General features: G+C 66.2%; 21 protein-coding genes. 1 reads left to right on the top strand and 20 read right to left on the bottom strand.

What is annotated here, in order from left to right:
- Positions 1–3: 3 nt before the first annotated feature.
- The 20 genes from DT069_RS08260 to DT069_RS08165 all read right to left on the bottom strand — a co-directional run bounded on the left by DT069_RS08260 (position 4) and on the right by DT069_RS08165 (position 22487).
- Complete coding sequence (locus DT069_RS08260; protein WP_119459831.1) at positions 4–1584, bottom strand: hypothetical protein; 1581 nt, start codon at positions 1582–1584, stop codon at positions 4–6.
- On the bottom strand, positions 1544–2335 hold the full coding sequence (locus DT069_RS08255) for a MinD/ParA family protein (protein ID WP_119459830.1): 792 nt from the start codon (positions 2333–2335) through the stop codon (positions 1544–1546). Before DT069_RS08255 ends, DT069_RS08260 begins: the two co-directional genes overlap by 41 nt.
- A complete protein-coding gene (locus DT069_RS08250) occupies positions 2332–3327 on the bottom strand; it encodes a flagellar biosynthesis protein FlhF (protein WP_119459829.1) in 996 nt (331 codons plus the stop codon). Before DT069_RS08250 ends, DT069_RS08255 begins: the two co-directional genes overlap by 4 nt.
- Positions 3328–3337: 10 nt before the next feature.
- Positions 3338–5458, bottom strand: a complete 2121-nt coding sequence (flhA, locus tag DT069_RS08245) for a flagellar biosynthesis protein FlhA (RefSeq protein ID WP_119459828.1) — start codon at positions 5456–5458, stop codon at positions 3338–3340.
- A 132-nt stretch (positions 5459–5590) separates the two neighbouring features.
- A complete protein-coding gene (gene flbD, locus DT069_RS08240; RefSeq protein ID WP_119459827.1) occupies positions 5591–6997 on the bottom strand; it encodes a sigma-54-dependent transcriptional regulator FlbD in 1407 nt (468 codons plus the stop codon).
- A gap of 39 nt (positions 6998–7036) precedes the next feature.
- Positions 7037–7885 carry a motility protein A gene (locus DT069_RS08235; RefSeq protein ID WP_119459826.1) on the bottom strand — a complete coding sequence of 283 codons (849 nt, stop codon included), beginning with the start codon at positions 7883–7885 and terminating at the stop codon, positions 7037–7039.
- 23 nt (positions 7886–7908) lie between these two features.
- Positions 7909–8262 (bottom strand): flagellar motor switch protein FliN, encoded by a 354-nt coding sequence (gene fliN / locus DT069_RS08230; RefSeq protein WP_119459825.1) that lies wholly within the window; start codon positions 8260–8262, stop codon positions 7909–7911.
- Positions 8263–8271: 9 nt separating this feature from the next.
- Positions 8272–9009 (bottom strand): FliH/SctL family protein, encoded by a 738-nt coding sequence (locus DT069_RS08225; protein ID WP_162913057.1) that lies wholly within the window; start codon positions 9007–9009, stop codon positions 8272–8274.
- A gap of 18 nt (positions 9010–9027) precedes the next feature.
- The gene (gene fliG, locus DT069_RS08220) at positions 9028–10044 is read right to left on the bottom strand and encodes a flagellar motor switch protein FliG (RefSeq protein WP_119459823.1); all 1017 of its coding nucleotides are present in this window, start codon (positions 10042–10044) and stop codon (positions 9028–9030) included.
- 54 nt (positions 10045–10098) lie between these two features.
- Positions 10099–11760 (bottom strand): flagellar basal-body MS-ring/collar protein FliF, encoded by a 1662-nt coding sequence (gene fliF / locus DT069_RS08215; RefSeq protein WP_119459822.1) that lies wholly within the window; start codon positions 11758–11760, stop codon positions 10099–10101.
- Positions 11761–12029: 269 nt separating this feature from the next.
- A complete protein-coding gene (gene sciP / locus DT069_RS08210) occupies positions 12030–12338 on the bottom strand; it encodes a CtrA inhibitor SciP (protein ID WP_119459821.1) in 309 nt (102 codons plus the stop codon).
- Positions 12339–12508: 170 nt separating this feature from the next.
- Positions 12509–13852, bottom strand: a complete 1344-nt coding sequence (gene flgE, locus DT069_RS08205; protein ID WP_119459820.1) for a flagellar hook protein FlgE — start codon at positions 13850–13852, stop codon at positions 12509–12511.
- Between the two features lie 80 nt (positions 13853–13932).
- Entirely contained in the window at positions 13933–14607 is a 675-nt protein-coding gene (locus DT069_RS08200; protein WP_119459819.1) for a flagellar hook assembly protein FlgD, read from the bottom strand.
- Between the two features lie 12 nt (positions 14608–14619).
- Positions 14620–16071 (bottom strand): flagellar hook-length control protein FliK, encoded by a 1452-nt coding sequence (locus tag DT069_RS08195; protein ID WP_119459818.1) that lies wholly within the window; start codon positions 16069–16071, stop codon positions 14620–14622.
- A 42-nt stretch (positions 16072–16113) separates the two neighbouring features.
- Positions 16114–16578 (bottom strand): flagellar export chaperone FliS, encoded by a 465-nt coding sequence (fliS, locus tag DT069_RS08190; protein ID WP_119459817.1) that lies wholly within the window; start codon positions 16576–16578, stop codon positions 16114–16116.
- 16 nt (positions 16579–16594) lie between these two features.
- Positions 16595–17782, bottom strand: a complete 1188-nt coding sequence (locus tag DT069_RS08185; RefSeq protein WP_119459816.1) for a flagellin N-terminal helical domain-containing protein — start codon at positions 17780–17782, stop codon at positions 16595–16597.
- A 388-nt stretch (positions 17783–18170) separates the two neighbouring features.
- On the bottom strand, positions 18171–18623 hold the full coding sequence (fliS, locus tag DT069_RS08180) for a flagellar export chaperone FliS (protein ID WP_162913056.1): 453 nt from the start codon (positions 18621–18623) through the stop codon (positions 18171–18173).
- 90 nt (positions 18624–18713) lie between these two features.
- Entirely contained in the window at positions 18714–20819 is a 2106-nt protein-coding gene (gene fliD, locus DT069_RS08175; protein ID WP_162913055.1) for a flagellar filament capping protein FliD, read from the bottom strand.
- 23 nt (positions 20820–20842) lie between these two features.
- Positions 20843–21154 carry a flagellar protein FlaG gene (locus DT069_RS08170; RefSeq protein ID WP_425450134.1) on the bottom strand — a complete coding sequence of 104 codons (312 nt, stop codon included), beginning with the start codon at positions 21152–21154 and terminating at the stop codon, positions 20843–20845.
- A 148-nt stretch (positions 21155–21302) separates the two neighbouring features.
- Positions 21303–22487 carry a flagellin N-terminal helical domain-containing protein gene (locus DT069_RS08165; RefSeq protein ID WP_119459812.1) on the bottom strand — a complete coding sequence of 395 codons (1185 nt, stop codon included), beginning with the start codon at positions 22485–22487 and terminating at the stop codon, positions 21303–21305.
- A gap of 352 nt (positions 22488–22839) precedes the next feature.
- Here DT069_RS08165 and DT069_RS08160 point away from each other — a divergent pair, with 352 nt between their 5' ends.
- The gene (locus DT069_RS08160) at positions 22840–25413 is read left to right on the top strand and encodes a tetratricopeptide repeat protein (RefSeq protein WP_162913053.1); all 2574 of its coding nucleotides are present in this window, start codon (positions 22840–22842) and stop codon (positions 25411–25413) included.
- Positions 25414–25423: the final 10 nt, after the last annotated feature.

The raw sequence follows: 25423 nt of genomic DNA, 5'->3' as shown, positions 1-25423 counted from the left end.
ATGTCAGACCAGCACGCCCCCGTCGCGCCGCCCGCGGTCGAGCGGGACCACCGGAAAGGCCGGCGTGGTCGCGAATGCCATCGTGCCGGCGAAGCCGCCGATGGCGCGTGCCTGGTCGAATATGTCGGTGATGTCGCGCCGCATCTGCGCCGTCAGCGGTCTCCGGCTCCGCAGCATCAGGTCGAACCGGCGCGCCTGCATCAGCCCGTCGAGCTGAAGCGCGCCGAGGCGGGTCAGATCGACTTCGAGGATGAAGCGCGTGCCGGCTTCTTCGCGGTCCGCCGAATCCCCGCCGCGCGAGCGGTGGCGCAAATAGAGCTTGACCTTCTGCAGGCCGGCCTCGTCCATCAGCGGCAGCAGCAGGAGCCGCCATTCGTCGCCCGCCCGGTCCGTTGCGAGCTGCGCGATCTGGCCCAGCTCCTGCCGTGCGCGGCCGACGAGGTCGCCATGGCCGGCGCGCTCCAGCCGTTCCTGGGCCCCGGCGCCGAACCAGGCCGCGAAGTCGCCGCTGCCGAAGGCGGCGAGGAAGTTCAGCAGCCCCGCGGCCAGTCGCGGCCCGACCTGCGGCAGAGACAGCGGTGACGGAGCCGCCTGGCCGGGCTCATGCCGGGTCAGCAGCGCAGCGGTTTCGGCGAGCGCGGACCAATCCTGCGACAAGGCGAGTGCGCGAAGGGCATCGACGGAAAGGATGGCGGTGCCGGCCGGCGGTGGTGGCCCGGCGATGACCTCCATCATGATCCGGCTGCCGATCGGCGCCGGCGTCTTGATCCCGAGCACGAGCGCTCCTTGCGCCGTCTGCACCACGGGATTGCCGGCCGGCGTGACCGCCTTGACCGTTCCGGCGATGATCGGCACCGGGGGGCTTGTTTCCGGTGCGATGGGAACTTGGCCGGGCAGGAGCGGCGGTTTCGGACCGGCCGTCGGCGGGACGATCTCGACGATCCGCAACTTGATTTCAGCGCCGACCGTAAAGGGCGGGGCCCCTCCCGCGGCTCCCGGAGGGGGGGCGATGAGCGGCGTTCCCTGCGGCGGGATCGCCGGTTGCGGGACAGGGGCGTTGCTCGGAGGCGGGCTTGGCATCTGCGGCTGCGGCAGGGTCGCTGGCTGGATGACGATCGCCGTCACGATACGGCCGCCGGCGATCGCGGATGTCGCTTCGACGGGGGGCGTGGGCGCACCACGAATCGGGGGCGCGTTGCCTGTAACGGCCTTCGCCGCTTCCGGCTGGATCTCGACGGCGAGCAGGATGGCGTGCAAGCGGCTTCCCGCAAGGCGGATCTCGAGCGACACCTTGCTGTCGGGAGGCAGATGCGCGTTGATCGCCAGCGACAGGATCCCGAGGTCCGTCTTGATCGCGACCCGGCCGGCCTCATCGCGGCCGATGACGGTGCCGGCGAGGATCGTGCCGGTCGCCAAGCGGAGGAGCGCGGCGGACGGATCGACGAGCGTGCCCGTTGCAATGCCCGGCGCAATACCCTGCGCGCCTGGCACCTGCGTCGGCGTCGGAGTGCCCGGCGGCAGCGAGACGCCGCTCATCCGCTGTTCATGGCGCTTCGAGGAGACGCCGCGCGATCGCGGCGACATCGTCCGCCGCCGCGGCGCCGGGATAACGCGTCAGGATCGGCGTCTGCGCCCGGATGCTGTCCTTCACGCGGCTGTCGCGCCGGACGATGCCGGCCAGCGGCGGCGCGATCTTCAGGAAGGACTGGCAGGCCTTGAGCAGGGTTCCGTAGGTGCGCTCGCCCTCCGTGGCGGAGTTGGCGAGATTGACCACGAGCCGGACGTTGGTTGGCCCGTCCTGCGATGCCGAAAGCTTGATGAAGGCGTAGGCGTCCGTGAGCGCGGTCGGCTCGTCGGTGGTGACGACCAGGCAAAGGCCGCAGCGCGAGGCGAGATGCCGGACCGTCCGCTCGACGCCGGCGCCGAGATCCAGGATCAGGTGATCATAGCGCGCCGCGAGCGCGAACAGGTCGTCGGCCAGCGTCTTCAGCCGACCGCCCGTCAGCGAGACCAGGCTGGCCGATCCCGATCGGCCGGCGATCACGTCGAAGCCGCCGGTCTCGTGGCGGGTCACTGCTCTCTCTACGGGCAGGTTCTGCTCGAGCACCGCGCCAAGGTCGACCGCCGGCGTCAGGCCGAGCTGAATATCGACATTGGCGAGGCCGAGATCGCCGTCGAACAGCAGCACACGCCGTCCGTTCTTGGCCAGTGCGTGGGCGAGCGTGATCGACAGCCAGGTCTTGCCGACGCCGCCTTTTCCGGACGCGACTGCGATGGCATTCGGGGCGATGGCGCGGCTCGCCGTGGCGGTGGTCGGCGATCGTCTCTCCGTCATCGATGACTCCTCGTTGCCCCATGGGCTCCGGCGGCCGCGCCTGCGTCGGCGCTGCCTGCGGACTGCAGGATCAGCCGGGCGAGGGAGACCGGATTGACCGGCTGCAGCCCGTCCGCGATCTGTGGTGACATGCCGATCTCGGCGAAATGAAGCTTACCGGCCTCCGCCGCGGCAACGACACCGCCAAGTCGCCGGGCCGCGTCGACCCGGGTGGCGATCAGCCGGGTCGCGCCGAGCGCGCGGTATGCTGCGGCATAGTCCCGCGCTTCCGCGACGTCGCTCCCGGCGGGGAGGACGAGCAGCAGGTCGGGTTTCGCGACCTCGATGAACTCGCCGAGCGCATCCATCTCGCGCTTGTCGAAGGGGTTCGTTCCGATCGTATCCACCAGCAGCAGCCCGTCCTTCGGCGCGTTCGCGATAGCCCGTTCGAGCACCGTCGGATCCTTGGCCCGATAGGCCGGAATCTTCAACAGGCGCGCATAGGTCGCCAGCTGCTCCACCGCGCCGGCACGCAGGGTGTCGCAGGTCACGGCCGTGACCGGGCGGTCCGACAGCCGCGCGCGCGTCGCCAGCTTCGCGATGGTCACCGTTTTCCCGGCGCCCGGCGGCCCGACCAGCATGATCGGCCGGGCCGTGCGCGCCTCGACGACGGGCATGAAGGAGAAGCGCGCGTCCAGCGCCCCGGCGAGCGCCATGACCGGGTCGTCGACCAGGAGATCGGCGGCGGCGGCCAGAAGCTGATCGGCTATCGTGGGCGGCAGGCCGTGAAATTCGAGCGCCGCGCCGACCGCATCGATCGTGTCGATCGCCGATTCCGCGCCATCGGCAAGCGGCGCGCCGGTCCCGTTCGCCGACTCGACGCCGGCCATGACGGTGACGCCGTCGCGGCCGGTCCGCTGCGTCGACAGGATGATCGCCTCGGGGCCCAGCGCGTCGCGGACGAGCTGCATGGCGTCGGCGACGGTGGCGGCGGAGAAGGAGCGGAGACGCATGGCAGGCCCCTCAGATCTGTCCCAGCGTCTTGATCCGCGCCCGCGCGTGGATCTCGTTCTGCGACATCACCACCGTCGTCGGACGGAACCGCTCGACGATCGAGCGGACGAACGGGCGGATCGCGGGGCTGGTCAGCAGGACCGGCGTCTCGCCCATCATCGCGTAGCGCTCGAAGGTCTGCCGCACGCTGGTAATGAACTGCTGCAGGCGGCTGGGCGCCATCGCCAGCTGGCGCTCCTCGCCTTCGCCGTGGATCGCCTCGGCGAAGGACTGTTCCCATTCGGGCGACAGGGTGATCAGCGGAACGACGCCGGCCGAATCGGCGACGGAGTCGCTGATCTGCCGGGCGAGGCGGGCACGCACATGCTCGGTGATCGAGGTGATGTTGCGGGTATAGCCGCAGGCTTCCGAGATGCCTTCGAGGATGCCCGGCAGATCGCGGATCGAGACGCGCTCGCCCAGCAGGCTCTGCAGCACGCGCTGGATTCCGCCGACCGAGATCTGCGCCGGAACCATGTCGGCGATAAGCTTCTGATGATCCTTCGGCAGGTCGTCGAGCAGCTTCTGCGTCTCCGCATGGGACAGCAGCTCCGCCATATGGTCCTTGACCAGCTCGGTCAGGTGCGTGGTGATGATGGTGGGCGGATCGACCACCGTATAGCCGCGGAAAAGCGCCTCCTCGCGCGCGCTCTGGTCGACCCACATGGCCGGCAGCCCGAAGGTCGGCTCGGTCGTCTCTTCGCCCGGAAGGCCGATCTTCTCGCCGCGCGGGTCCATGACCAGGATCATGTTCGGCCGCAGATCGCCGCGTCCGGCCTCGATCTCCTTGACGCGCACGACGTAGGTATTGGCCGGCAGCTGCAGATTGTCCTGGATGCGCACGGACGGCAGGACGAAGCCGAGCTCCGCGGCAAGCTGCCGGCGCAGCGACTTGATCTGGTCGGTGACGCGCTGGCCGCGCTCGTTGTTGATCAGCGGCAGCAGGCCATATCCCAGCTCGAGGCGGATATTGTCGATCTGCAGCGCCGTCGAGATCGGCTCCTCGAGCACCGGCGCCTTGGCGGCTTCGTCGGCCTTGACCGCGGCGGCCGCGTTGTCCGCCTGGACCTGCCGCTTGCTCAGCATCCAGGCCGCCGCGCCGGTCATGCCGCCGAGCGCGAGGAACGGCACCATCGGAATTCCCGGCAGCAGCGCGAGCGCGATCATCAGGAAGGACGAGAGGCCGAGCGCGCTCGGATAGCCGCCGAGCTGGGCGAACAGCGCCTTGTCCGCCGATCCGGTGACGCCGGCCTTGGAGACCAGGATTCCGGCGCCCGTCGAGATGATGAGCGCAGGAATCTGCGAGACCAGGCCATCGCCGACCGTCAGCAGCGTATAGGCCTGCGAAGCGTCGCCGAACGACATGTCCTGCTGCGCGACGCCGATGATAATGCCGCCGATCACGTTGATGAAGGTGATGATCAGGCCGGCGATCGCGTCGCCGCGCACGAACTTCGCGGCGCCGTCCATGGCGCCGAAGAAGGTGCTTTCATCCTCCAGCGCCTTGCGCCTCGCCCGCGCGTCGCCCTCCTCGATCAGGCCGGCGGAGAGGTCGGCGTCGATCGCCATCTGCTTGCCGGGCATCGCGTCGAGGCTGAAGCGGGCCGAAACCTCGGCGATGCGCCCCGACCCCTTGGTGATGACGACGAAGTTCACCAGGACCAGGATGCCGAAAACGATGATGCCGATGACGAAATTGCCGTCCATCACGAAATTGCCGAACGCTTCGATGACGTGGCCGGCGGCGGCGGTGCCCTCATGCCCGTTGGCGAGGATGAGGCGTGTCGAGGCGAGATTGAGCGCGAGGCGCAGCATCGTCGCGATCAGCAGAACAGTCGGGAAGGTGCTGAAGTCCAGCGGCCGCTCGATGAACAGAACGGTCATCAGGACCAGGACCGACAGGGTGATCGAGAGCGCGAGGCAGACGTCGAGCAGCCAAGGCGGCATCGGCAGGATCAGCACGATCAGAATGCTGATGACGCCAAGCGCCAGCGCGATCTCGCCGCGGCGCAGCACCTCCTGCAGGCGGCCGAACATGGCCGCCGTTCCCAGACTAGCCGGAGCCTGCGCGTCCGGCGCGGCTTCAGCCATCGCTACGCGCGCTCCCCGTCAGATACCCCCTCCCGCCGGCTTCGCCGGCAGACTCAAAGAGCGGCGGGTGAAGCCCGCAAGGGAAGGGGGAAATTTTAGCCATCATCATCTCGAACCGCCCCGTGGTCTTGCTCACAGCGTCGGCTGATGATCGGCCATCGCCCTGGCGGGAACGGCGAGGCCTTCCTCGTTATATTGCTTCAGCTTGTTCCGCAGCGTCCGGATGGAGATGCCGAGGATGTTGGCCGCGTGGGTGCGGTTGCCGAGGCAGTGATTCAGCGTGTCGATGATTAGCTCCCGCTCGACCTCGGCCACGGTCCGGCCGACGAGGTGCACCGTGCTCCCCGCGCCGTCCGACGGGTCGCCGTCCGGTGATTCGTCCGCGTCGACGGTCGGCGGCAGGCGCCGCGCCTCCTCCGCGGCGTCCGCCTGAAAACCGCGCCCGCCGATGAGTTGGATCGCCTCCGGGCCGATCTCCGAGCCGCGCTGCAGCAGGACGGCGCGATGCATCGTGTTCTCGAGCTCGCGGACATTGCCCCGCCAGTGGTGCGCCCGCAGCACCCTCAGCGCCTCGTCGGACAGGCGCGGCGTCGGCACGCCATTCGCATCGGCATACTTCGCCACGAAATGCTCCGCCAGGGCGGGAATGTCTTGGGGTCGCGCGCGCAGCGGCGGCAGATGCAGGCTCACCACATTGAGACGGAAATAGAGGTCCTCGCGGAAATTGCCGCGACGAACCTCCTCCTCGAGGTCCCGATTCGAGGTGGCGATCAAGCGGAAGTCCACCTTGACCGGCTGGGTGCCACCGACGCGGTCGATCTCGCGTTCCTGGACCGCGCGAAGCAGCTTCGCCTGCAGGCGCGGATGCATCTCGCTGATCTCGTCGAGCAGCAGCGTGCCGCCGCTCGCTTCCTCGAACTTGCCGATGCGCCGCGCGACGGCGCCGGTGAAGGCGCCCTTTTCATGGCCGAACAGCTCCGATTCCAGAAGGTTCTCCGGAATCGCCGCGCAGTTCACCGAGATGAAGCTCTTCTGCGCCCGCTTGCTGTGGCTGTGCAGATAGCGGGCCATCACCTCCTTGCCGGTGCCCGACTCGCCGGTGATCAGTACGCTGGCGGAGGAAGGGGCGACCTGGTCGGCCAGGGTCAGCAGCTCCTTGACCACCGGATCGCGGTAGATCATGGCCGAGCTTTCCTCGGCCACGGCGGCGAGCACGGCGGCGATCAGCTCCGCGTCGGGCGGCAGCGGGATGTATTCCTTGGCGCCCGCCTTGATCGCGCGTACGGCGATTTCTGCGTTGCTGCCGATGCCGCAGGCGACGACCGGCAGATTGATCCGCTCCGACCGCAGGCTCCGGATCATGCGCTCGATGTCGAGGTTGATGTCGAACATCAGAAGATCGGCGCCCTGGCCTGCGCGCAGCGCGGCGAGGGCGGCGTCGATGTCGTCGACGTGGGCGATCTTGGCTCCGCGCGCCAGCGCGATCTTTCCGGCGGTGACGATATGCCCGTTGAGGGAGCCCACGATGAGCAGTCGCATGATACTTCTCCTGGTGACGATCGACCGCCGACAACCCGACTAGTCGAAATGCCTTATGCGATTTTCCGGCGGCAGAACGGTGTTCAGCAGCATCTGAAGGCGGCGCGGATTCTCCTGCCGCCCGATCGACAGCGCGCCGAGCACGTAGATCTGGTTGATCAGCGCCTCCACCTCGGCAATCCGCTCCAGCTTCGAGGCGAGCGGGGCGAAGACCATGTTGGCGAGGAGCGCACCGTAGAGCGTGGTCAGCAGCGCGACCGACATGCTGGGCCCGATCGTCGCCGGATCATCCAGGCCGCCGAGCATCTGAACCAAGCCGACCAGCGTCCCGATCAGGCCCATCGCCGGGGCGATTTCGGCGGCGCGATGCAGGACGCCGGCGCTCTTGGCCTGGCGCGCCATCGTTGCCTGCATCTCGTATGTCATGACCCGCTCGATCTCCTCGACCGGGGCGCCGTCGACGACCAGGGACACCGCCCGGTGCTGGAACGGGTCGTGCCGCAGCTTCGGCAATGCCGCCTGAAGCGCCAGCGGTGTGTTCTGGCGGGCGGTCTCGGCGAGGAGCAGCATCTCGCGTGCCGCCGTCGCCGGGTCCTGGATTCTGGTGACGAGGGCCCTGATCATCATCGGCTGCGCGCGGGCGACGTCCTCGAGCGAGAAAGACATCAAGGTCACCGCCGCGGTGCCACCGAGCACGATCAGGATCGCGGGCAGATCGACGAAGGCGCCCGGCGTGCCCCCCAGTCCGATCGCCAGCGCGACCAGGCAGGCGGCGCCGGCGAGTCCAAGCAGTGTCGCCACGTCGAAGCCGCGCGGCTCGGGTCCGGCTGCGACCGGTGCGGTCGGCGGACGGTAGCGCCGGGCTCGATTGCTGGTGAGGTTGACCATGTCGCGCTCCAGCGTCTGCGGTTTCAGGACCGGTCCATCTTGATGATCTCGGTCATGGTGACGCCGAGACGGTCGTCGACCACCACCACCTCGCCGCGCGCGACCAACCGGTTGTTCACATAGATGTCGATCGCCTCGCCGACCTTGCGGTCGAGTTCGACGACCGCACCGCGGCCCAGCTTCAAGAGCTGGCTCACCTGCATCGTCGCCTTGCCGAGAACGGCCGAAACCTGGACCGGAATGTCGTAGACGGCTTCGAGCTCCTTGGCATTGCTCGGCGGGCGAGGGGTCTCGGCGACCTCCTCGCGCGGCACCCCGTCGGCCTGGGCGGCGTTGCCTTCCAGCTCATTGAACTCGAGGTTCTCTGTCGTACTCATGGCGCTCTCCTAGGCCTGTTCGATGTGCCGTTCTGCGGGTGAGTCCGTCGTATCTTCTGCCGGCGTATCGCCTCCAGCCGGCACTTCCTGCGGCCCCTCATCGGCGCCGGGCGGATCGGCGAGCGCGCGGCGAATGGCCGTCTCGATGTCCTCCCAGAGCGCGGCGCTGTTCCGTTCGGCCCCGCCGTCGGCCCACTCGACGCGGCAATCGCCGGGGGCGATCGTCTCGTCCGCGAGGAGAACGACGCGGCCCTCGAAGCCGGCCGAACGGGTCAGCGTCTCGATTTGCGCACCGAGCGGATCGAGTAGGCCATCCTCCACGCGAATGACGAGGCGGGGCTCGTCGCGCAGCGTCTCGAGGCAATGGCCGAGAACGCCCTCCACCTCCACCAGCCCATGTCGCCGGGCCAGTTCCGGGTGCAGCTTTCGGGTGATCGCGACCGCGGTTTCCAGAGCGGTGCGGAGGAAGGACTCGCCGGCCTCCGTCTGCGCGCGGATAAGCGTGTCGAGCCCGCGGCCGATATCCTCCAGCGCGGTAGCGGTGGCGCGCTCGATCGTCGCCTGCGCCTCCGCGGCTGCCGCGGCCCGGCCCGCTGCGACCCCCTCCTCGCGGGCGGCGGCCAGGTCGGATTCCGTGAAGGAGGGTTCCGGCGGCTCCACCGGCGCCGAGGATGCCTCGGGCTTCGGCTCCGGCGGCCGTACCTGGTCGAAGGAGGTGTCGAAGAGGAATTTGTGCACCGGTGCCATTGCCTGCATCATGCCTTGCTAATAGACCAGCTCGTCTTCGCCACGCTTGTCGGCGATCACGATCTCCCCACGGGCCGCCAGATCCTTGGCCAGCGCCACCATCGCCATCTGAGCCTCGTCGACGTCGCGCAGCCGAACCGGCCCCATCGCCGCGATGTCCTCGCGCAGCATCTTTCCGGCGCGCTCGGACAGGTTGGAGAAGAACAGATCGCGGAGATCGTCGGAGGCGCCTTTGAGCGCCAGCGGCAGCTTGCCCTTGTCGATCACCCGCAGCAGGGTCTGGATCGCGCCCGGGTCGAGCTTTCCCAGATCCTCGAAGGTGAACATCAGGGCCTTGATCCGCTCCGCGCCGTCGCGGTTGCGCTCCTCCAGCGCGGTGATGAACCGGCTTTCGGTGCTGCGGTCGAGATTGTTGAAGATGTCCGCCATCATCTCGTGCGCGTCGCGGCGGCTGGTCCGGGCGAGGTTGGTCATGAACTCGCTGCGCAGCGTCCGTTCGACGTCGTCGAGAATGTCCTTCTGCACCGCCTCCATGCGCAGCATGCGCATGATGACTTCCATGGCGAAGGCCTCCGGCAGCAAGCTCAACACCCGCGCGGCGTGCTCCGACTTGATCTTCGACAGAACGACGGCGACGGTCTGCGGATATTCGTTCTTCAAATAGTTCGCGAGGACCTGCTCGTTGACGTTGCCGAGCTTGTCCCACATGGTTCGCCCGGCCGGTCCGCGGATCTCCTCCATGATCGCGTCGACGCGGCTCTTGTCCATCACCTTCATGAGAAGCCGCTCGGTGCTCTCATAAGTGCCGACCAGGGAGCCCGTCGACGAGATCTGGTCGGCGAACTCGATGAACAGCCGCTCGACCAGCGACGAGCTCACCGTGCCGAGGTTCGCCATCGTCTGCGAGATCTCGCGGATCTCCTCGTCATCCATCAGGGCGAAGAGCTTCGCGGCGTTGTCCTCGCCGACCGACAGCAGCATCAATGCCGCCTTCTCGGCGCCGCTCAGCGTGCGGTAATCGTCACGTAGTCGCATTCATCATCCTCGGTGCCGCGCCTGGTGATCTGCCGGTGGTGCGTCTCGGCTTCGTCAGCTCTGCTGGTACATCCAGCCGCGCATGATGTTCACCGCCTCCTCGGGATGCTTCTCCACGATCTCGCTGATCTTGCGCAGCGAGGAGGCTCTGACCCGGCCCTCGATCTGGTTGATGTCGATCATCTGGTCGATCTCGCGGGCCAGGTCCTCGTCCGGGTCCGCGACGGCCGGGACCGCAGAGGCCGCTGGCGGGGCCAGCGCCGGCGGGAGCTCGCTTTCGTCGGTCAGCAGGCCCTGCACCTCCGAACGGTTCTCTGCCTCGGCGTCGAACAGGCGCATGAGCATCGGCCGCACGACGAGCAGCAGGAACAGCGCGGCGATCACGCCGACGACGCCCAGCTCGAGCATCTGCATCAGGTCGTCGCGTCCGAGGCCGAAGAACAGCGTATCCTCCGCCGCCAGGAGGTTGTCGGCCGCCTCGGAGAAGCGCATGTTTACGATCTCGACGGTGTCGCCGCGCTCGGCGTTATAGCCGACGGCGGAGCGGACAAGCGTCTCGATCTTCTGCAGCTCCTCGGCGCCGCGTGGTACATAGGTGGTGGAACCGTCCTCGGTCGTCTCGTAGGTGCCGTCGACGAGGACGGCCACCGACAGACGGCGGACCAGCCCTGCTTCGCGCACATGCGTCTGGACCGTCTTCGAGATCTCGTAGTTGGTCGTCTCTTCGATGCGCGACTCTTGGCTCGTGCTCTGCGAGCCGCCGGGCAGGCCCAGATTGGGGTCGGGAAGGTTGTTGCCGACGGTGACAGGCGCCTGGCCGTCGCCGTCGGTCGAGGATGCCTGCTCCTCGACATACTGGGTCGAGCGAACGACCTGACCTTCGGGATCATAGGTCTCGGAGTTGGTGGTGATGCGGTCGAAGTCCATCTCGGCGGACACTTCGGCGCGGACGTTGCCATAGCCGAGAGAGCGCTGCACCAGCTCCTCGATCATCCGCGTCGTCCGGTTCTCATAGGCGATCCGCATTTCGTCGGCGGTCGAGCCGGCGATCAGGCCGTTCATGTTCTCGGTGCCGCGCGCGAGCAATGTGCCGTTGTTGTCGACGATGGATATGGAGGCGGGCTTCAGCCCCGGCACCGCCGCCGCGACGAGATGCTGAATGGCGAGGACCTGCGGCTTCTCGAGAGTGGCGCGCCTGTCGAGCACCAGAATGATCGATGCGCTCGGCTCCGGCTTGTCGCGCGAGAACAGCTCGCGCTCCGGGATGACCAGATGCACCCGCGCCGACTTTACCTGGGAGATCGTGCGGATGGTGCGGGCCAGCTCGCCTTCGAGCGCGCGAAGGCGGTTGACCTCCTGGACGAAGCTCGTCGTGCCGAGGCTATCGGCGCGATCGAAGATCTCATATCCGACGGAGCCGCCGCTCGGCAGGCCCTCCTCGGCCATCGTCATGCGCAGCCGCAGCGCCTTCTCGGTCGGCACCAGAATTTCGGTGCCCTCGCGCCGGAGCTCGTAGGGGACGCCCATGGCTTCGAGGCGGGAGACGATCTGGCTGCTGTCCGCGACTTGCAGTTCCCCATAGAGCAGCGCCATGTCCGGGCTGCTCAGCCGCGCCGTCAGATAGATGAAGAACGCGGCAAGGACGAGCCCGATGCCGCCCAAGGCGGAGAGGCGCAGCGGGCCGAGGTTGCGCAGGGTCTGAAAAAAGGCATTCACCGGAATAACCTGCTTGGGCTTGTGGAGCGATGTTGCCGCTCGCGATCTCGAGCCCAGGCTATAAATTGTCGGTGAAAAAGCCGTTAACGGTGGGAAAGTTTTTCCTACTGATAGGCAATAGTTTCCTAGAAAGCCGCTGAAGCGGTTATTTGATAAAACTTAATACGATGTTTAAATGCTTAATCATTACTCCGAAAGGCAGGAAATTCGCCGGTTTCTGAAACTCGTATCGATGTCTGGCGGATAGGCGCAATCCTGTTGCCCTTCGCTCAGTTCTGCTGAAAATCCTCAGGCCGGTGCTCGTTCCCGCGGTAGTCCTGCAGTCGGGTGACGCGCAGCCCGCGCAGTCCATGGCGATCGATCAGCCGCTGCCAGGACAGGAACTCCTCGACGGAAAGAGTGTAGCGTTCGCAGGCTTCCTCGAGCGTAATCAGCCCGGCGCGCACTCCGGCGACAACCTCTGCCTTCCGGCGGATGACCCAGCGCTTTGTCCCCGGCGGCGGCAGGTCTTCCAAAGTAATGGGAAAGCCTTCCGGTCCGATCGCGGACGTTGACCTACCTGGACGGTCGGACGTCATTACTCTCTCCGTCGATTCATAGGAAAATACCATCTTTTAGCTTTAGCCAGAGTAGTAGAACGGCTTTAAAAAAGGCCTAAATCAGAGGGTTAACCATTCCTCTCTGATTTAGACCTGAAAGAGGCACCCGCCGGGTAGCCGGCGGGTGCCGGTTTATCGGCCCGGCGCGGCTACCGGCGGATCTGAAGCAGCTCCGCCAGCATCTCGTCGGCCGTGGTAATGATCTTGGCGTTGGCCGAGTAGGCGCGCTGGGTGATGATCATGTTGCTGAACTCTTCGGCGAGATCGACGGTCGAGGATTCGAGCGAGTTCGGGGCGATTTCTCCGGCACCGGCGGTGTTCGCTTCGAGCAGCAGGGCGTCGCCGGACCGGTTCGTCGGCAGGTAGGCGTTGCCGTTCACGGCCTCCAGGCCGTTCGGGTTCCGGAAGGTGGCGAGCGGCAGCTTGAAGATGTCGCGCTGCTGTCCGTTGTCGAAGACCGCGGTGACGATGCCCTGGTCGCTGATCGTGACGCCGACGAAGGCGCCGTATTGCAGGCCGTTCTGGTCGATCAGCGGTGTGTAACCGTCATCCTCGCCATTATACTGGGTGAGCCCACCGGCGATGTTCGGAACGCCGAGGTCGAGTGTGACCAGTTGACGATCCTGGGTCGAGTTTGTCGCGGCGTTGCCGTCATAGTCGACGTGGAACTCGAGCTGATTGTCCGCATTGACCTGGGTGAAGGCCGAAGCGGCGGTGATGCTTTGGAGCGTTCCGTCCGCGTTGAAGGTCACCGTCGCGAGCGCGACCGGGGTCACCTGACCGTTATCGAGAGCGCTTCCCACCGTGTCGTCATCGGCGAAGGAGCCGGTGCCGGGGAGGACCCCCGTGAGGCTCCAGGTGTTGGTTCCGGTCTTCTCCCAGACCACCTCCAGATTCTGCGTCAATCCTTGCTTGTCGAAGAGCGGGACCGCACTGGAATGAGTATCGCCGACGGCGGTGGCAGCGGGAAGGTTCGCGTCGAAATCGATCAGGGAGGTCGCCCGTGCGGAGCCGGTCAGGTTGGCGATGTTGACCGTCTCCAGGCTGGTCAGCAGATTGGTGTTCGGCGGAAGATTGCCGGTGGCGTCGAGCCGCCAGCCTTGGAGATAATAGCCGGAGGGCGAGACCAGATTGCCGCTCTCGTCCTTGTTGAAGTTTCCGGCGCGCGTGAAAAGATAATTGTCGCCGAACCCCGGGCTTGCCTCCTCATTCACGACGAAGAAGCCGTTGCCGATGATGGCGACGTCGGTGGCCGAGGCCGATCCCTGGAGAAGCCCTTGCCGGTCGATCTTCTGGAACGGCGTGGAGCGGACGCCGCCGGGCGAGTAATGCGTCTCGTTCGCCGCCTGGGTGACCAGGGTATGGAAGCGCGCAACGGTGCCCTTGTAACCGACCGTATTCACGTTCGCGATGTTGTCGGAGATCATGCCCAGCGCCTGGCTTTGTGCCGCCAGGCCCGAAACACCCGAAAACATTGCACCGTAAATGCTCATCGTCTCACTCCTTTGCCATTGGGCGGTGATGGGGGCGGGGACCCGCCGCCGTTTCGCATCGCTTGTCGTTTGCCGTCAGGTCATGCGTCCGATTTGTTGCGGACGCCGAGGACGCTGTTCGCGGGCACTTCGAGATCGCCGATGGTGAGCATCAGCTGGCCATTGCGCATCTGCACGCCCTCCACTGTTCCAACCGTGCCTGTCCCGACCTCGACGCTCTCGCCCTTGCTGTCGACGGCGGTGATCTGAATGCTGTAGACGCCTTCGGGCAGGGCGACGCCGTCATTGTCCGTCCCGTCCCAGACGAAGCTGTGCTCGCCCACTGTCGTGGACCCGCTCTCGACGCGAACCGGCTTGCCAGAGGCGTCGAGGATCGTGATCGTCGTCTCCGCCGCGTCTTGAGGCAGCCCATAGAGGATCTCGCTCTCGCCTCCTTCGGCGAGCCAGATCTGGTCGCTGTCGACTTCGACCGTGGTGTTGAGGAATGCCAGCGCGCTGATCGCCTGGTTGTTCGAGTTGAACGCGATCAGCTGATCGAGCTTGTTGTTGGTGCTGATGGACTGCTCGACGCCGGCGAACTGCACGAGCTGCTCCGTGAACTGGTTCGTGTCGAGCGGCGAGAGCGGGTCCTGGTGCTTGAGCTGCTGGGTCAGCAGCAGCAGGAAATTGTCGAAGTTCTCCGTCAGGGACGAGAGCGAGGTCTTCTCCTGGCCGCTCGAGGTCGGCGACGGCTGACCGGTTCCGTTGACTTCCATTGTCCTATCCTCCTACACGCGAATATCGACGACGCCGTCGAGGTGAATCCGCCGCTCGCTGGTGTCGGCGACGATGTCCGGCTCGCTTCGCTCGGGCCCGCTGTCGGCAAGCGCTTCATTGGCCGCGAAGCCGGTATTGGAGTGTTGCCGCCCGTCGCCGCGCAGATTGAAGGTCAGGCCGCCGCTGTCGGTCTTCAGCCCGGCATCCTGCAATGCCCGCTCGAGGCTGCGCGAGTCGCGCTGCAGCAGATCGAGCGTCTCCGCCCGGTCGACCGCGATGGAGGCATGGACCCGGCCGTCATGCCCGAGCTCCAGCCGGACCTCGATCCGCCCGAGTTCCGCCGGCGTCAGGCGGATGTCGATGCGGTCGGTGCCTTGCTCGATGCCCCTCTGAATATGGACGGCGATCTGTTCCGCCAGCATCGGCGGCGTCGGTACCGGTCGATGGCCGGCGGCGGCCGTCGCGCCATGTGCGGCCTGCGTCGGGGTCGAGGGTGTGCCGGCAAGAGACTGGCCCGTCGAGGCGGAAGAGAGATCGCCGTCGCCGATAGCGGCGAAGGAGAGGGCGTCCGGAGAACCGCCCGGCTCGCCGGAGGAGTCCATCGCCTGTGCAACGGCTGGGCCTGCGAGAGCGGGCGGTTCCTGAGCGCCGCCTTGCGCTGACTGAGCGGAGAGACCGTTCCGCGCCCCCGCATGGAGGTTGGAGCCGGAGTCGCCGGTGGTCGATCGGGTGGCATCGCCGATCTGCTGCGCCGCAACGCGGGTCGCTGCGCCGGTGGCCGGACCAGTCTTGTTCGATGCCGAAGCCAACGCATCTGCGCCCGACTCCGCCGCATCTGACGGAAGGGCCGGCGACGTCGGGTCGGCGCCGTCAGCCGGGGTCGGGCTGATCTGCGGCTGCGCCGTTGTCTTGCCGGAGCCCGGTGTCGGCTTGGCGAGGGTCGCGGCCGCCTGCGTCGCGGCCGCTGTCTCGCCCGGCATGTTCGGATTCGGCGCCCGCTCGGCAGTCGGGGTTGCGGCAGCCTGGGCTGCGGCAGTCGGGGCGGTTGCCGCCTGACCGGACGGTGCTGCGCCGGTGTGCGGCAAAGCCGGTTTCGCCGTCGTTGCTTCCTCGGAGTTCCCCGCGGCCGTGCCGGACAAGTCAGCCGGTCCCTTAGCCGGCGGTGGCGCGGCGACGGCCGGCGCGGCTGCGTCGGCGGCATCGGCGGAGCGCGCGTCGTCCCGATCTTCCGATCGGTCGTCCGGCCGGTCAGTTCGCGGACCGGTGTCTGGGCGCTCGGCCGTTGCGGGCGGCCGCTCCGTGTCGCTGCGCCGCGGCTTGTCGGCCGGGGCAGGGGACGAGACATCGTCCCGCGGAAGGAAGTCCTCGAAGGGGCGCGCGCCACTGGGCGGCGTACCCGGGGACGTGCGTGGCGGCGTGGTTCTTCCGCCGACGAAAGCTGGTTCGAAAGCGAGCGCATCCATTGCGGGGGGTGCCTTCCTGGCTGGCCTGACTGGCGACTGGCGTCAGTCGACGGCCTCGCCGGCCCCGCCGGCCATAGCGCCCTGGGAGGTTGCCGCGCTCGCGGCGATCATCGGATCGACGCCATCGGCGTTGCCGGCCTGCGCGATCATGCGGTCGAGCTGCTCCCACGACTCGCGCAGCGGCTCGAGCATGGCGATCGCTTCCTCGGCCGTTTCGAAATCGTTGTAGAGGTTGACCCGCGGCAGCCGACCGATGATCTGGCCGTAGATCGCCCCGAGACCCAGGGCCACCTCGCCGCCGCGCTCGAGGTCGAGATGCATATAGAGGTGCCCGACGATCTCGGTGGCCGCGGTGACGGCACCGCAGCGCTGTTCGATGTCGTCCGCCTTGCAGGCCTCGATCGCGGTGCGCAGGGCGCCGATCGCCTCGTCATACAGCATGACGACGATCCGGCTCGGCGCGGCGGCCATCATGTCTTCGAGACGATAGCTGGTGATGATGGTCATGGATCGGTTCCTTCGCTTACTGGAATAGACGCAGCAGGTTCTGCGGCATCTGATTGGCCTGCGCGAGCATCGAGACGCCGGCCTGCACCAGGATCTGCTTCGAGGTGAACGTCGTCATCTCGGCGGCAATATCGAGGTCCATTAGGCTTGATCGCGCCGCCTCGGCATTCTCGACCGCCGTGGAAATGTTCGCCGCGGCGAACTCGAGACGGTTCTGGGAGGCGCCGATGTCGGCGCGGCCTGTGTTCAGCGTGTCGATCGCGAGCGAGATCGCTTCCGACGCCGCGTCGGCGTTCTGGGCGTCGGTGATGTCGGTGTTCACCAACCCAAGTGAGCTCGTGCTCACGCCGTCAAGGGAGACGGTGATCTGGTCATGCAGTCTGGTGCCCGACCCGACCTTGTAGCTGTAGCTGGTCAAGCCGTCGGCCACGAAGTTGAGCGCGTCGGCCGGAACGTCGGCGAGGGCGTTGAACGAGGTATTCAGCGTAATGGTCATGAAGCCGCCGACATCGGTATTGTCCGAGGCCAGCTTGACGGCCGTGCCGGTCGTTAGGAGGCCGGTGACGTCGTCGAAGGCTTCCGAGGACAGCGAGGCGGTGTAGGTCGCGGTAGTTCCGCTGACGGCGTCGCTGGCGGTCAGGGTGAAGGTGCCGCCGGCAGGGTCACCGTCGAAAGCCAGCGAGCCTTCATTGCCTGCCGTCCCGGTCAGGACGCCGTGGACGCTCATATTGATCACGCCATCGGCCGCTTGGAAGCCGGGGTCCTGACCGCTGAGCAGGATCTCGCTGTTAAGCAGCTGAATGCCGTTGAACTCGGTGTCCGCGGCGATGCGGTCGACCTCGGCCAGAAGCGCCTGGTATTCGCCGTCGAGCATGCCGCGCTCGGTCGCCGAGAGCTGGCCGGAGCCGGCCTGCACCGCCAGCGTCTTCATCCGGATCAGGATGTCCTGCACCCTGCCCATGGCGCCGTCGGCGATCTGCAGCATCGAGACCGCCTGGCCGGCGTTGACACTGGCCTGGCGAAGCGCCGCGACCTCGGCGTTCAGGCGCGAGCCGATCGCGAGCGATGCGGCATCGTCACGGGCCGACAGCACCCGCGTGCCCGAGGAGAGCTTGGCCAGCGAGTTAGTCGCCTGCGTGTCGGACATCTGCAAATAGCGGTGGGCGACGTTTGCCGCATAATTGGAGATCGCATTAAGAGCCATCGTGTCATCTCCTGTTCGCGCCGGTCGACCTGTCTAACGGCCGCTCCGTCATTCGGCGCTGCTAACCTCTTTCCGACCAACCGGTTCAAGCCATCGGCGGCTCATGCAACCGCCACCGGGCGATCGCGGATGGTCTTCTCCATCACCCAAGCACTAGGCAAGCCGCGGGCCAACTCGCGCCAGATTACGTAAGCCTTTGATAAGCCAGAAGAAATTGCGAAAAGCTCGATGCGTCGACCGCCGGTCGCGAAAAGTCGAGGCAAAATCTTCTTGGCAGGTTCGGAAGTTTCTGCCTGGGGGGCGGCAGGAATGGCGGGGCGAGGTCGCCGAAAGAAAAATCGCCCGGGCAAGCGGCCCGGGCGATTTCAGGATCGAGAATAGCGGAAGGTCAGGCGGAGACGATGATCCTCGTCGGGGGTGCATCCGCGCTATCGGGCGTCCCGGAAGCGGAAGGCGCAGAGTCGGGCGAAGTCGCTGCGGCCGTATCGCCTTCGCGATCGGCGAGCTCCTGCCAGGATTGCCGCAGCGGTTCGAGCAGGGCGATGACGTCCTTGGCCGGCTTCGGATCGTTATGAATATCGACGGCCAGCAGATGGTTCAGCATGAAGCCGTAAAGCCGGTCGAGGTTCGCGGCGATCTCGCCGCCTCGGTCCATGTCGAGGGTGATCCACAGCGCCTCGATGACCTTCACCGCCTGGCTGTTGGCGCTCCAGCGGCGCTGGATGTCGCCGGCCTCGATGGCTCGGATCGCGTCGTGAAGCGCGCCGATCGCGCGGGTGTACAGCATCAGCACCCGCTTGGCGGGAGAGGCGCTGGCCAGCTCTTGCGACAGATAAGCCATCGATGGGTTCATGGCGTCCGGCCCTTTCTTAATCTTTTGACTTTTGTTCTTGGATGATCGGGGGGAGTGGACAGGTTCCGTTAGTCACTCTTACGACTCGGCGTACCAGGCATCCACCGTCTGCTTGATGCTGTCGAGAATGCGGTTCATCGTGGCGAGCGACGTCTCCATGGCGATGAACCGGCTGGTCAGCTGCGCGCGCTGGTAGTCGAGCCGTTCCAGCATCGCGCCGATCCGCTCCTGCGATACCGTGTTCTGATCGGTCAGCCCGTCGATCTCGCTTTGGACCGAACCGGTCTGGCTGTCGATGAAGCTGTCGATCTCATGGAACATCCGCGCCCCGATGCCGACGGTGTAGTCGAGCTCGATCGAGGCGTCGCCGGTGCCGGAATAGAAGAGCGTTAGGCCGGCGGCGCCGGTGGCGTCCGTTGCCTTGAGGACGTTACCCTCGATGGTGACCGATCCAGGGACGCCGTTGATGTTGGCGCTGGTGATCTTGGTCCCGTCATGTGTCACGTTCAGGGTATAGCCATCCCTATTGTAGGTCGTCTCGCCGCTGAAGCCGAGGAGCGTCACGCGGGAGTCGGAGGAGGTCATCTCGAAGCCGAATAGCTGGCGTACGGCGTCGGGGTCGTTCAGCAGGGCCTCATCGAGCGCGGCCTCGTCGATTTCGAGCGTGTCGGCGAGCAGCGGATCGGCGACGGCATTGTTGTCGACGAAGGTGATTCCGATCTGCGCCAGCACCGAATAGTCCGGATCGACGCCCGGGGTTCCGCCGCCGAGGATCCGGCTCAGCCCGGCCTCGACGCCCGCCACCACGTTCGAGCCGAACAGGACGCTGGTCGCCTCTTCGTCCGTCTCGTCGGTCGAGGTGCTGGGTTGGCTCTGGGCGTTGATATAGGCTTTGACCGTGTTATAGGCCTCGACGAAGCTGGCGACAGCGGTCTTCACCGCCGACAGGTCCTGCTCCACCTCGATACGGATCGTCGTGCCGGGCTCGGCTTGGAACAGGTTCAGCGTGACCCCGTCGAACAGGTCGTCGATGGTGTTTGTCGAGCGCTCGATCAGCAGCGGCTGCTTGGCGACGCCCAGGTCCGACAGCAGGCTGCTGCTGTCGTTCGCCAGCGTGATCGCCCCGCCGTCGTCCTTCACGATGTTCAGGCGGTACTGACCGTCGCTCTCGACCACCGTCGCGGTGATGCCCGCGCCGGCATCGGTGATGTTCGCGGCCAATGTCTGCAGCGTGTCGGTGTCGCTGTAGGACACCGTCTTCAGAAGTGCACCGCTCGCGTCGCGAATCTCGAAGCTGTGCGGGCCGCCGGCGACGGAGGTGTAGCCGCTCAGCGCGGCCGTGTCGCTTGCGACCCCGATGGACGCGTATTTCGAAGCGTCGAGCAGGCCGTCGGCATAGAACTGGGCCGTTTGCGGTGCCTGAAGCTCGTTGAGGAGGGTGGTTCCGCCGTCGTCCGAGATCCCGAGGTCCGACAGCACGCCGCCGGTCTCGTTGTCGAGGGTGATGGCGGTTCCCGCCTCATCGGCCGTTAGGACGAGATAGTTCTGGTTGGTTCCGGCGGAGACGATGCTGGCGGAGACGCCTGTCGCATTGTCGCCGGTGTTGGCGTTGTTGATCCGGTCGCGCAGATCCTGCAGCGAGTCCGTTCCCATCACGTCGATCGTGACGCCGTTGATGTTGAAGCTGCCGGAGATCGAGCCGCTCGCGCCGCCCCGGGCGACCCCGATATTGTCGGTCTGGCTGGTGAAGGCGCCGCTGCCGATCTTGTGAGCGGTGGCGGTGCGCAAAACCTCGATGGTATGGGCGCCCGTATCGGCGGCATTGGTGACGGTCACGCCGATCAGGTTGGCGGCGTCGCTCGGGGTCGTGCCGTCGCTGCGGCTGACCGAGGCGAAGGCCTGCTTCGCCTCGAAGACATTGCCGGCGCCTCCGAAGGTGACCGCGCCGCGCAGGGTGTTCAGCGAATCCTTGAGGGCGCTGAGCAGCAGTTGCAGGTCCTTGTAGGCGGTGATCTTGTCCTGGTTCGCGGTAATACGGTCTTCGAGCGTGTCGACGGGAATGCGGCGCGCCGCGATGATGCCGTCGATGGCGGCCTGGTAGTCGATGCCGGAGCCGATGCCCGAGAACCGGACACGACCGCTGCTGTCGACCGTAAGATTGCTGAAGTTAATGCCGTCCGCCATATCGATGACTCCCGCCGTCGGCCTCAAACATCGGCATCGAGGATTCGGCCGAACTGCTCTCGCGATATGCCCCAGAGGCGCAGTGCCTCCTCGGCTGGAAACTGAACCACGAGCTCACCCGTCTCGCGGTCGAAGATCCGCGCGAAGACACGGCGGCTCGCCTCGTCGACACCCAGTTCCGCGCGGACCATCATGTCGCGCGGCATTTCGCTGCCTTGCAGGGCCATAACGGCTTTCACCATTTCCCGCGCGACAGTTTCAATCGCCTTCTGCATGGCCAGATTTCCGGCGCCGTCGACCTGGGCCCTTGACTGAGACTGCGGGCCTCTGGCCATCGGCGCGCGCGCAGCGTCCAGGGCCAAAGCGCCCGGGGGAAGCTGCGATACGACCGAAATGTCCATGGCACATCATCCCCTAAGAACCGGTTATCCGGCCGGAGTGCCGGAGAGGGGAAAATCCCCTCTCCGGTTCCGATGACCAACCTTATTGGAACAGACGCATCAGGTTCTGCGGCATCTGGTTGGCTTGCGCCAGCATCGAGACGCCGGCCTGCACCAGGATCTGCTTCGAGGTGAACTTCGTCATCTCGGAGGCGATATCCAGGTCCAACAGACTCGACCGTGCCGCTTCGGCGTTCTCCGTCGCCGTCGAGAGGTTCGCCGCGGCGAACTCGAGACGGTTCTGAGAGGCGCCGACATTCGCGCGCGACGTGTTGAGCGTGTCGACGGCGTTCGAGATAGCCTGCGACGCCGCATCGGCGTTCGCAGTGTTGGTGATGTCGGTGTTGTCGAGACCCAAGGTGGTCGCGCCGGTACCGTTGAGCGAGACGACGATATTGTCGTGGTCCGCCGTGCCCGAGCCGATCTTGAAGCTGTAGGAGTTCGCGTTCACCGCCGTGAGGTCGAGCGGGTCGTCGGTGAACCCGGTGGTCGCGTCGAACGAGTCGTTCAACGTGATCGTCATCGCCCCTTTGTTATCGGTATCGTCCGAGGTCAGCTTGAGAGACGTGCCGGTATCCAGGAGGCCGGTGGTGGCGTCATAGGCATCGGAGGACAGCGAGGCGGTGTAGGTCGCCGTGCTTCCACTGGCCGCGTCGGTGGCGGTCAGGGTGAAGGTGCCACCATCGGCGCCGTTAGCGTAGGACAGCGAGCCCTCATTGCCCGCTGTACCTGGGGCGACCTCGAGGCCATTGACGCTCACATTGATCACGCCGGCCGACCCCTCGAAGTTGGCGACGACATCGGTGTAACCGTTCACGAGCTGGTTGCCGTTGAACTCGGTATCCTCGGCGATGCGGTCGACCTCGCCCAGCAGCGCCTGATATTCGCCATCGAGCATGCCGCGCTCGGTCGCCGAGAGCTGGCCGGAACTGGCCTGCACGGCGAGCGTCTTCATCCGGGTCAGGATGTCCGACACCTTGCCCATCGCGCCGTCGGCGATCTGCAGCATCGAGACCGCCTGGCCGGCGTTCACGCTGGCCTGCTTAAGCGCGTTGACCTCGAGATTCAGGCGCGAGCCGATCGCGAGCGACGCGGCGTCGTCCTTTGCGCTGATGACGCGGGTACCGGCGGACAGCTTGGCCAGGGAAGCGGTGGCCTGCGCGTCCGACGCCGTCAGGTAACGATGGGCGACGTTCGCCGCGTAGTTGGAGATAACGTTGAGAGCCATTTTGAAAGTCTCCTACTTGGATGATTGATGTAGCGTCCTGCTAACCGAGGCTACCTGCCCCGTGGGAATCGAAAGCGCACGATCCCGCCCGCAGACACGCAAGCGGCGTGCCATCCCCGCCTGCCTTGCCATATGAGCGATATCAAAGTCTTAGGCTTGGCCTGCCATGGGGTCATTCTTGCCGACCGGGAAAATTCTTCCCGGTCCGGCGGGCTGATCCGGCAAGTTCTGCCGGCAAAACCTGCCGCCCTCCTGCGTCAATGGTTTGCTAACGATGTTTTGGCAGTGTCGACGGGGAGCGGCGGTGGCCTTGGTCGGTTCGCCGTCACTCTCAGGGCTACGGAGCGCGGTAATGGCGGCACCCTTGGTCGATCGGAAGATGAAGCGAAAGAACAAGGCCGAAGCGTCAGGGCAGGGCCGCGGCAAGTCTCGCGCAAAGCTCGACGTGAAACAGCAACTGCAGGCCGGCTTGCGCCGGCAGATGGCGGGCGATCTCGCCGCCGCGGAAGCCGCCTATCGGGAGGTTCTGTCGGCGGAGCCGCGACATGCGGACGCGCTCCATCTGCTGGGTGTCACCAAATTGCAGGGCGGGCAGCCGGGCCAGGCCGTCGATATGATCCGCCGGGCCATCGCGGAGTCCCCCGACAATGCCGACTATCACGGCAACCTCTCGGCGGCGCTCCTGCATGACGGGCAGGCCGAAGCGGCCGCCGAGGAATGCCGGACCGCGCTGCGGCTCAATCCGGATAATGCCGGCTTTCACAGCAATCTGGCGGTGGCGCTGCGTCGGCTGGGTCAGCCGCGGGCCGCCATCGACAGCTACGAAGCGGCAGTCCGCCTGAACCCGACCGCCGTCCATCTCCACGAGACCATCGGCGAACTCTATCTCGGCGAGCAACTCTACGCGGAGGCGCGGGACAGTTATCAGGCCTATCTGGCGCAGGCCGCGGACGATCCCAAGGCGCACAAGGCCCATAACAATCTCGGCCATGCCGAGGAGAAGCTGGGGAACCTGGAGGCCGCGGAAGCCTGCTACGGCCGAGCGCTGGCACTGGAGCCGGAGGACCCCGATTACCTCAACAACGTGGCGCTGATGCGCCGGGCGCGGAACCGTCGCGACGAGGCGCTCGCGCTGTTCCGGAAGGCCTGCGCGCTGGCCCCGGACCGGTGGAAAATCGCCGCCAACCTCGCAAGTGTCTGCCTCGATCTCGGACAGGGCGATGAGGCGGTCTCGATCCTGCGCGAACAGTTGGGCACGCAATCGGCCGAGCCGGGGTTGTGGTACAAATTCGGGCTGGCGCTGGCGATGGCGGGCGAAATGAAGGCCGCCCAGGAGGCTTTCCTGAAGGCCATCGAGCTCGACCCCGACGATCCGAGCTTCTACCACGCCCTCAGCGGCTGCTTCTTCTCCACCGGCGATCCGGCCGGCGCGTACGCGGCCTTGCGCAAGGTCCTGGAGCTGCGCCCGCGCCATCTCGAGGCGCATCTCGTTCTGTGCGAGTGCCTTCAGCGGATGGGGCGGCCGGACGAGGCGAACATCCGGGCCCACGCGGCCGTGATGCTCGAATCCTACCAGCCGCAGAACTTCGCCTATCCGCTGAAGGCCTTCCGGCATAGCTGCGATTTCGACGGGATCGACGATCTGGGCGATATCTGGGCGACGGCCGACAGCGTTCCGCCCCGAATGCTGCCGCAGGCATTTCTCCACATGCTGGTCATGGCCGACACGCCGGAACGGAACGATCATCTGGTTCGGCTTCATCGTCGATGGGGCGCGATGCTCGAGGAGCGCGCGGAGCTGACCCCGCTGCCGCACTTGCCGGCACAGCGGCCCGGCGGCCGAATCCGGATCGGGTTCCTCTCCTCCGATCTCAACAGCCATTCGGTGGCGAAGTGCATGATGCCGCTCTTCGAGTCCTATGACCGGGAGCGGTTCGAGATTCGCTGCTATTCGCCGCGCAAGGTCGGCGATGCGATCGAACAGAAGATCGCGGGGCTGGTTACCGACTTCAAATTCGTCGAGAACGAGCCGGACCCAAGCGTCGCCGCGACGATCCGGGCCGACGATATCGATATTCTGTTCGACCTGAACGGTATTACCCAGCACAGCCGCACGGGGGTAATGGCCTATCGCCCGGCGCCGGTCCAGGTCGGATGGCTCGGCTATCCCTTCACCTGCGGCATTTCGCAGATCGACTACATGATCGCCGACCGGTTCATCCGCCCGACGCGCGACGAGCTTCTGGTGGAGACGCCGCTCGAGCTGCCGGGCGCCTGGATCTGCTTCAACGACATGGGGCAGGTCGATATCGATCCGACGCCGCCCTGCCTGAGGACGGGCCAAGTCACCTTCGGCACCTTGAACAATCCGTATAAATATACGCGGGCCGCGGTCGCGGCCTGGGCGAAGGTGATGAACGCGGTCCCGGAGTCCCGTTTCCTGCTCGTCCGGTGGCGCGACGGCTCGACCCTGATGTGCCATCACCTGGTGGCGGAGTTCGCCAAGCACGGCGTGTCGAGCGACCGGCTGTTCTTCATGCAGAACCCGGCGGGCATGCATCTGCAGTGCTACAACGAAATCGACATCTCGCTGGACACCTTCCCGCTCACCGGCGGGACGACGACCTGCGACGCCCTTTGGATGGGAGTCCCCGTCGTCAGCCTGGCGGGGGAGGGATTCCACCAGCGCATCAGCCACGCCGTCCTCAATCACGCCGGGCTGGGCGACCTCAGCCGCACCACGATCGACGACTATGTCGAGACGGCGGTCGCGCTGGCACGCGATCCCAACCGTCTCGGAGAGCTCCGGCGCACGCTGCGTCAGACCTTGCTGGACTCCGACATGTTCCGCCGGGATCGTTTCGTCCCCGCCTTCCAGGACGCCATGGAGGCGCTCGTCCGGCGGCACGGGTTGCGAGAGGCGTAGAAACGATTGG

This window comes from Virgifigura deserti (assembly GCA_003576685.1).
Lineage (GTDB): Bacteria > Pseudomonadota > Alphaproteobacteria > Dongiales > Dongiaceae > Virgifigura > Virgifigura deserti.
Note: the sequence above shows the minus strand (reverse complement) of the source record. Positions and strands in the feature narration are given on the sequence as shown.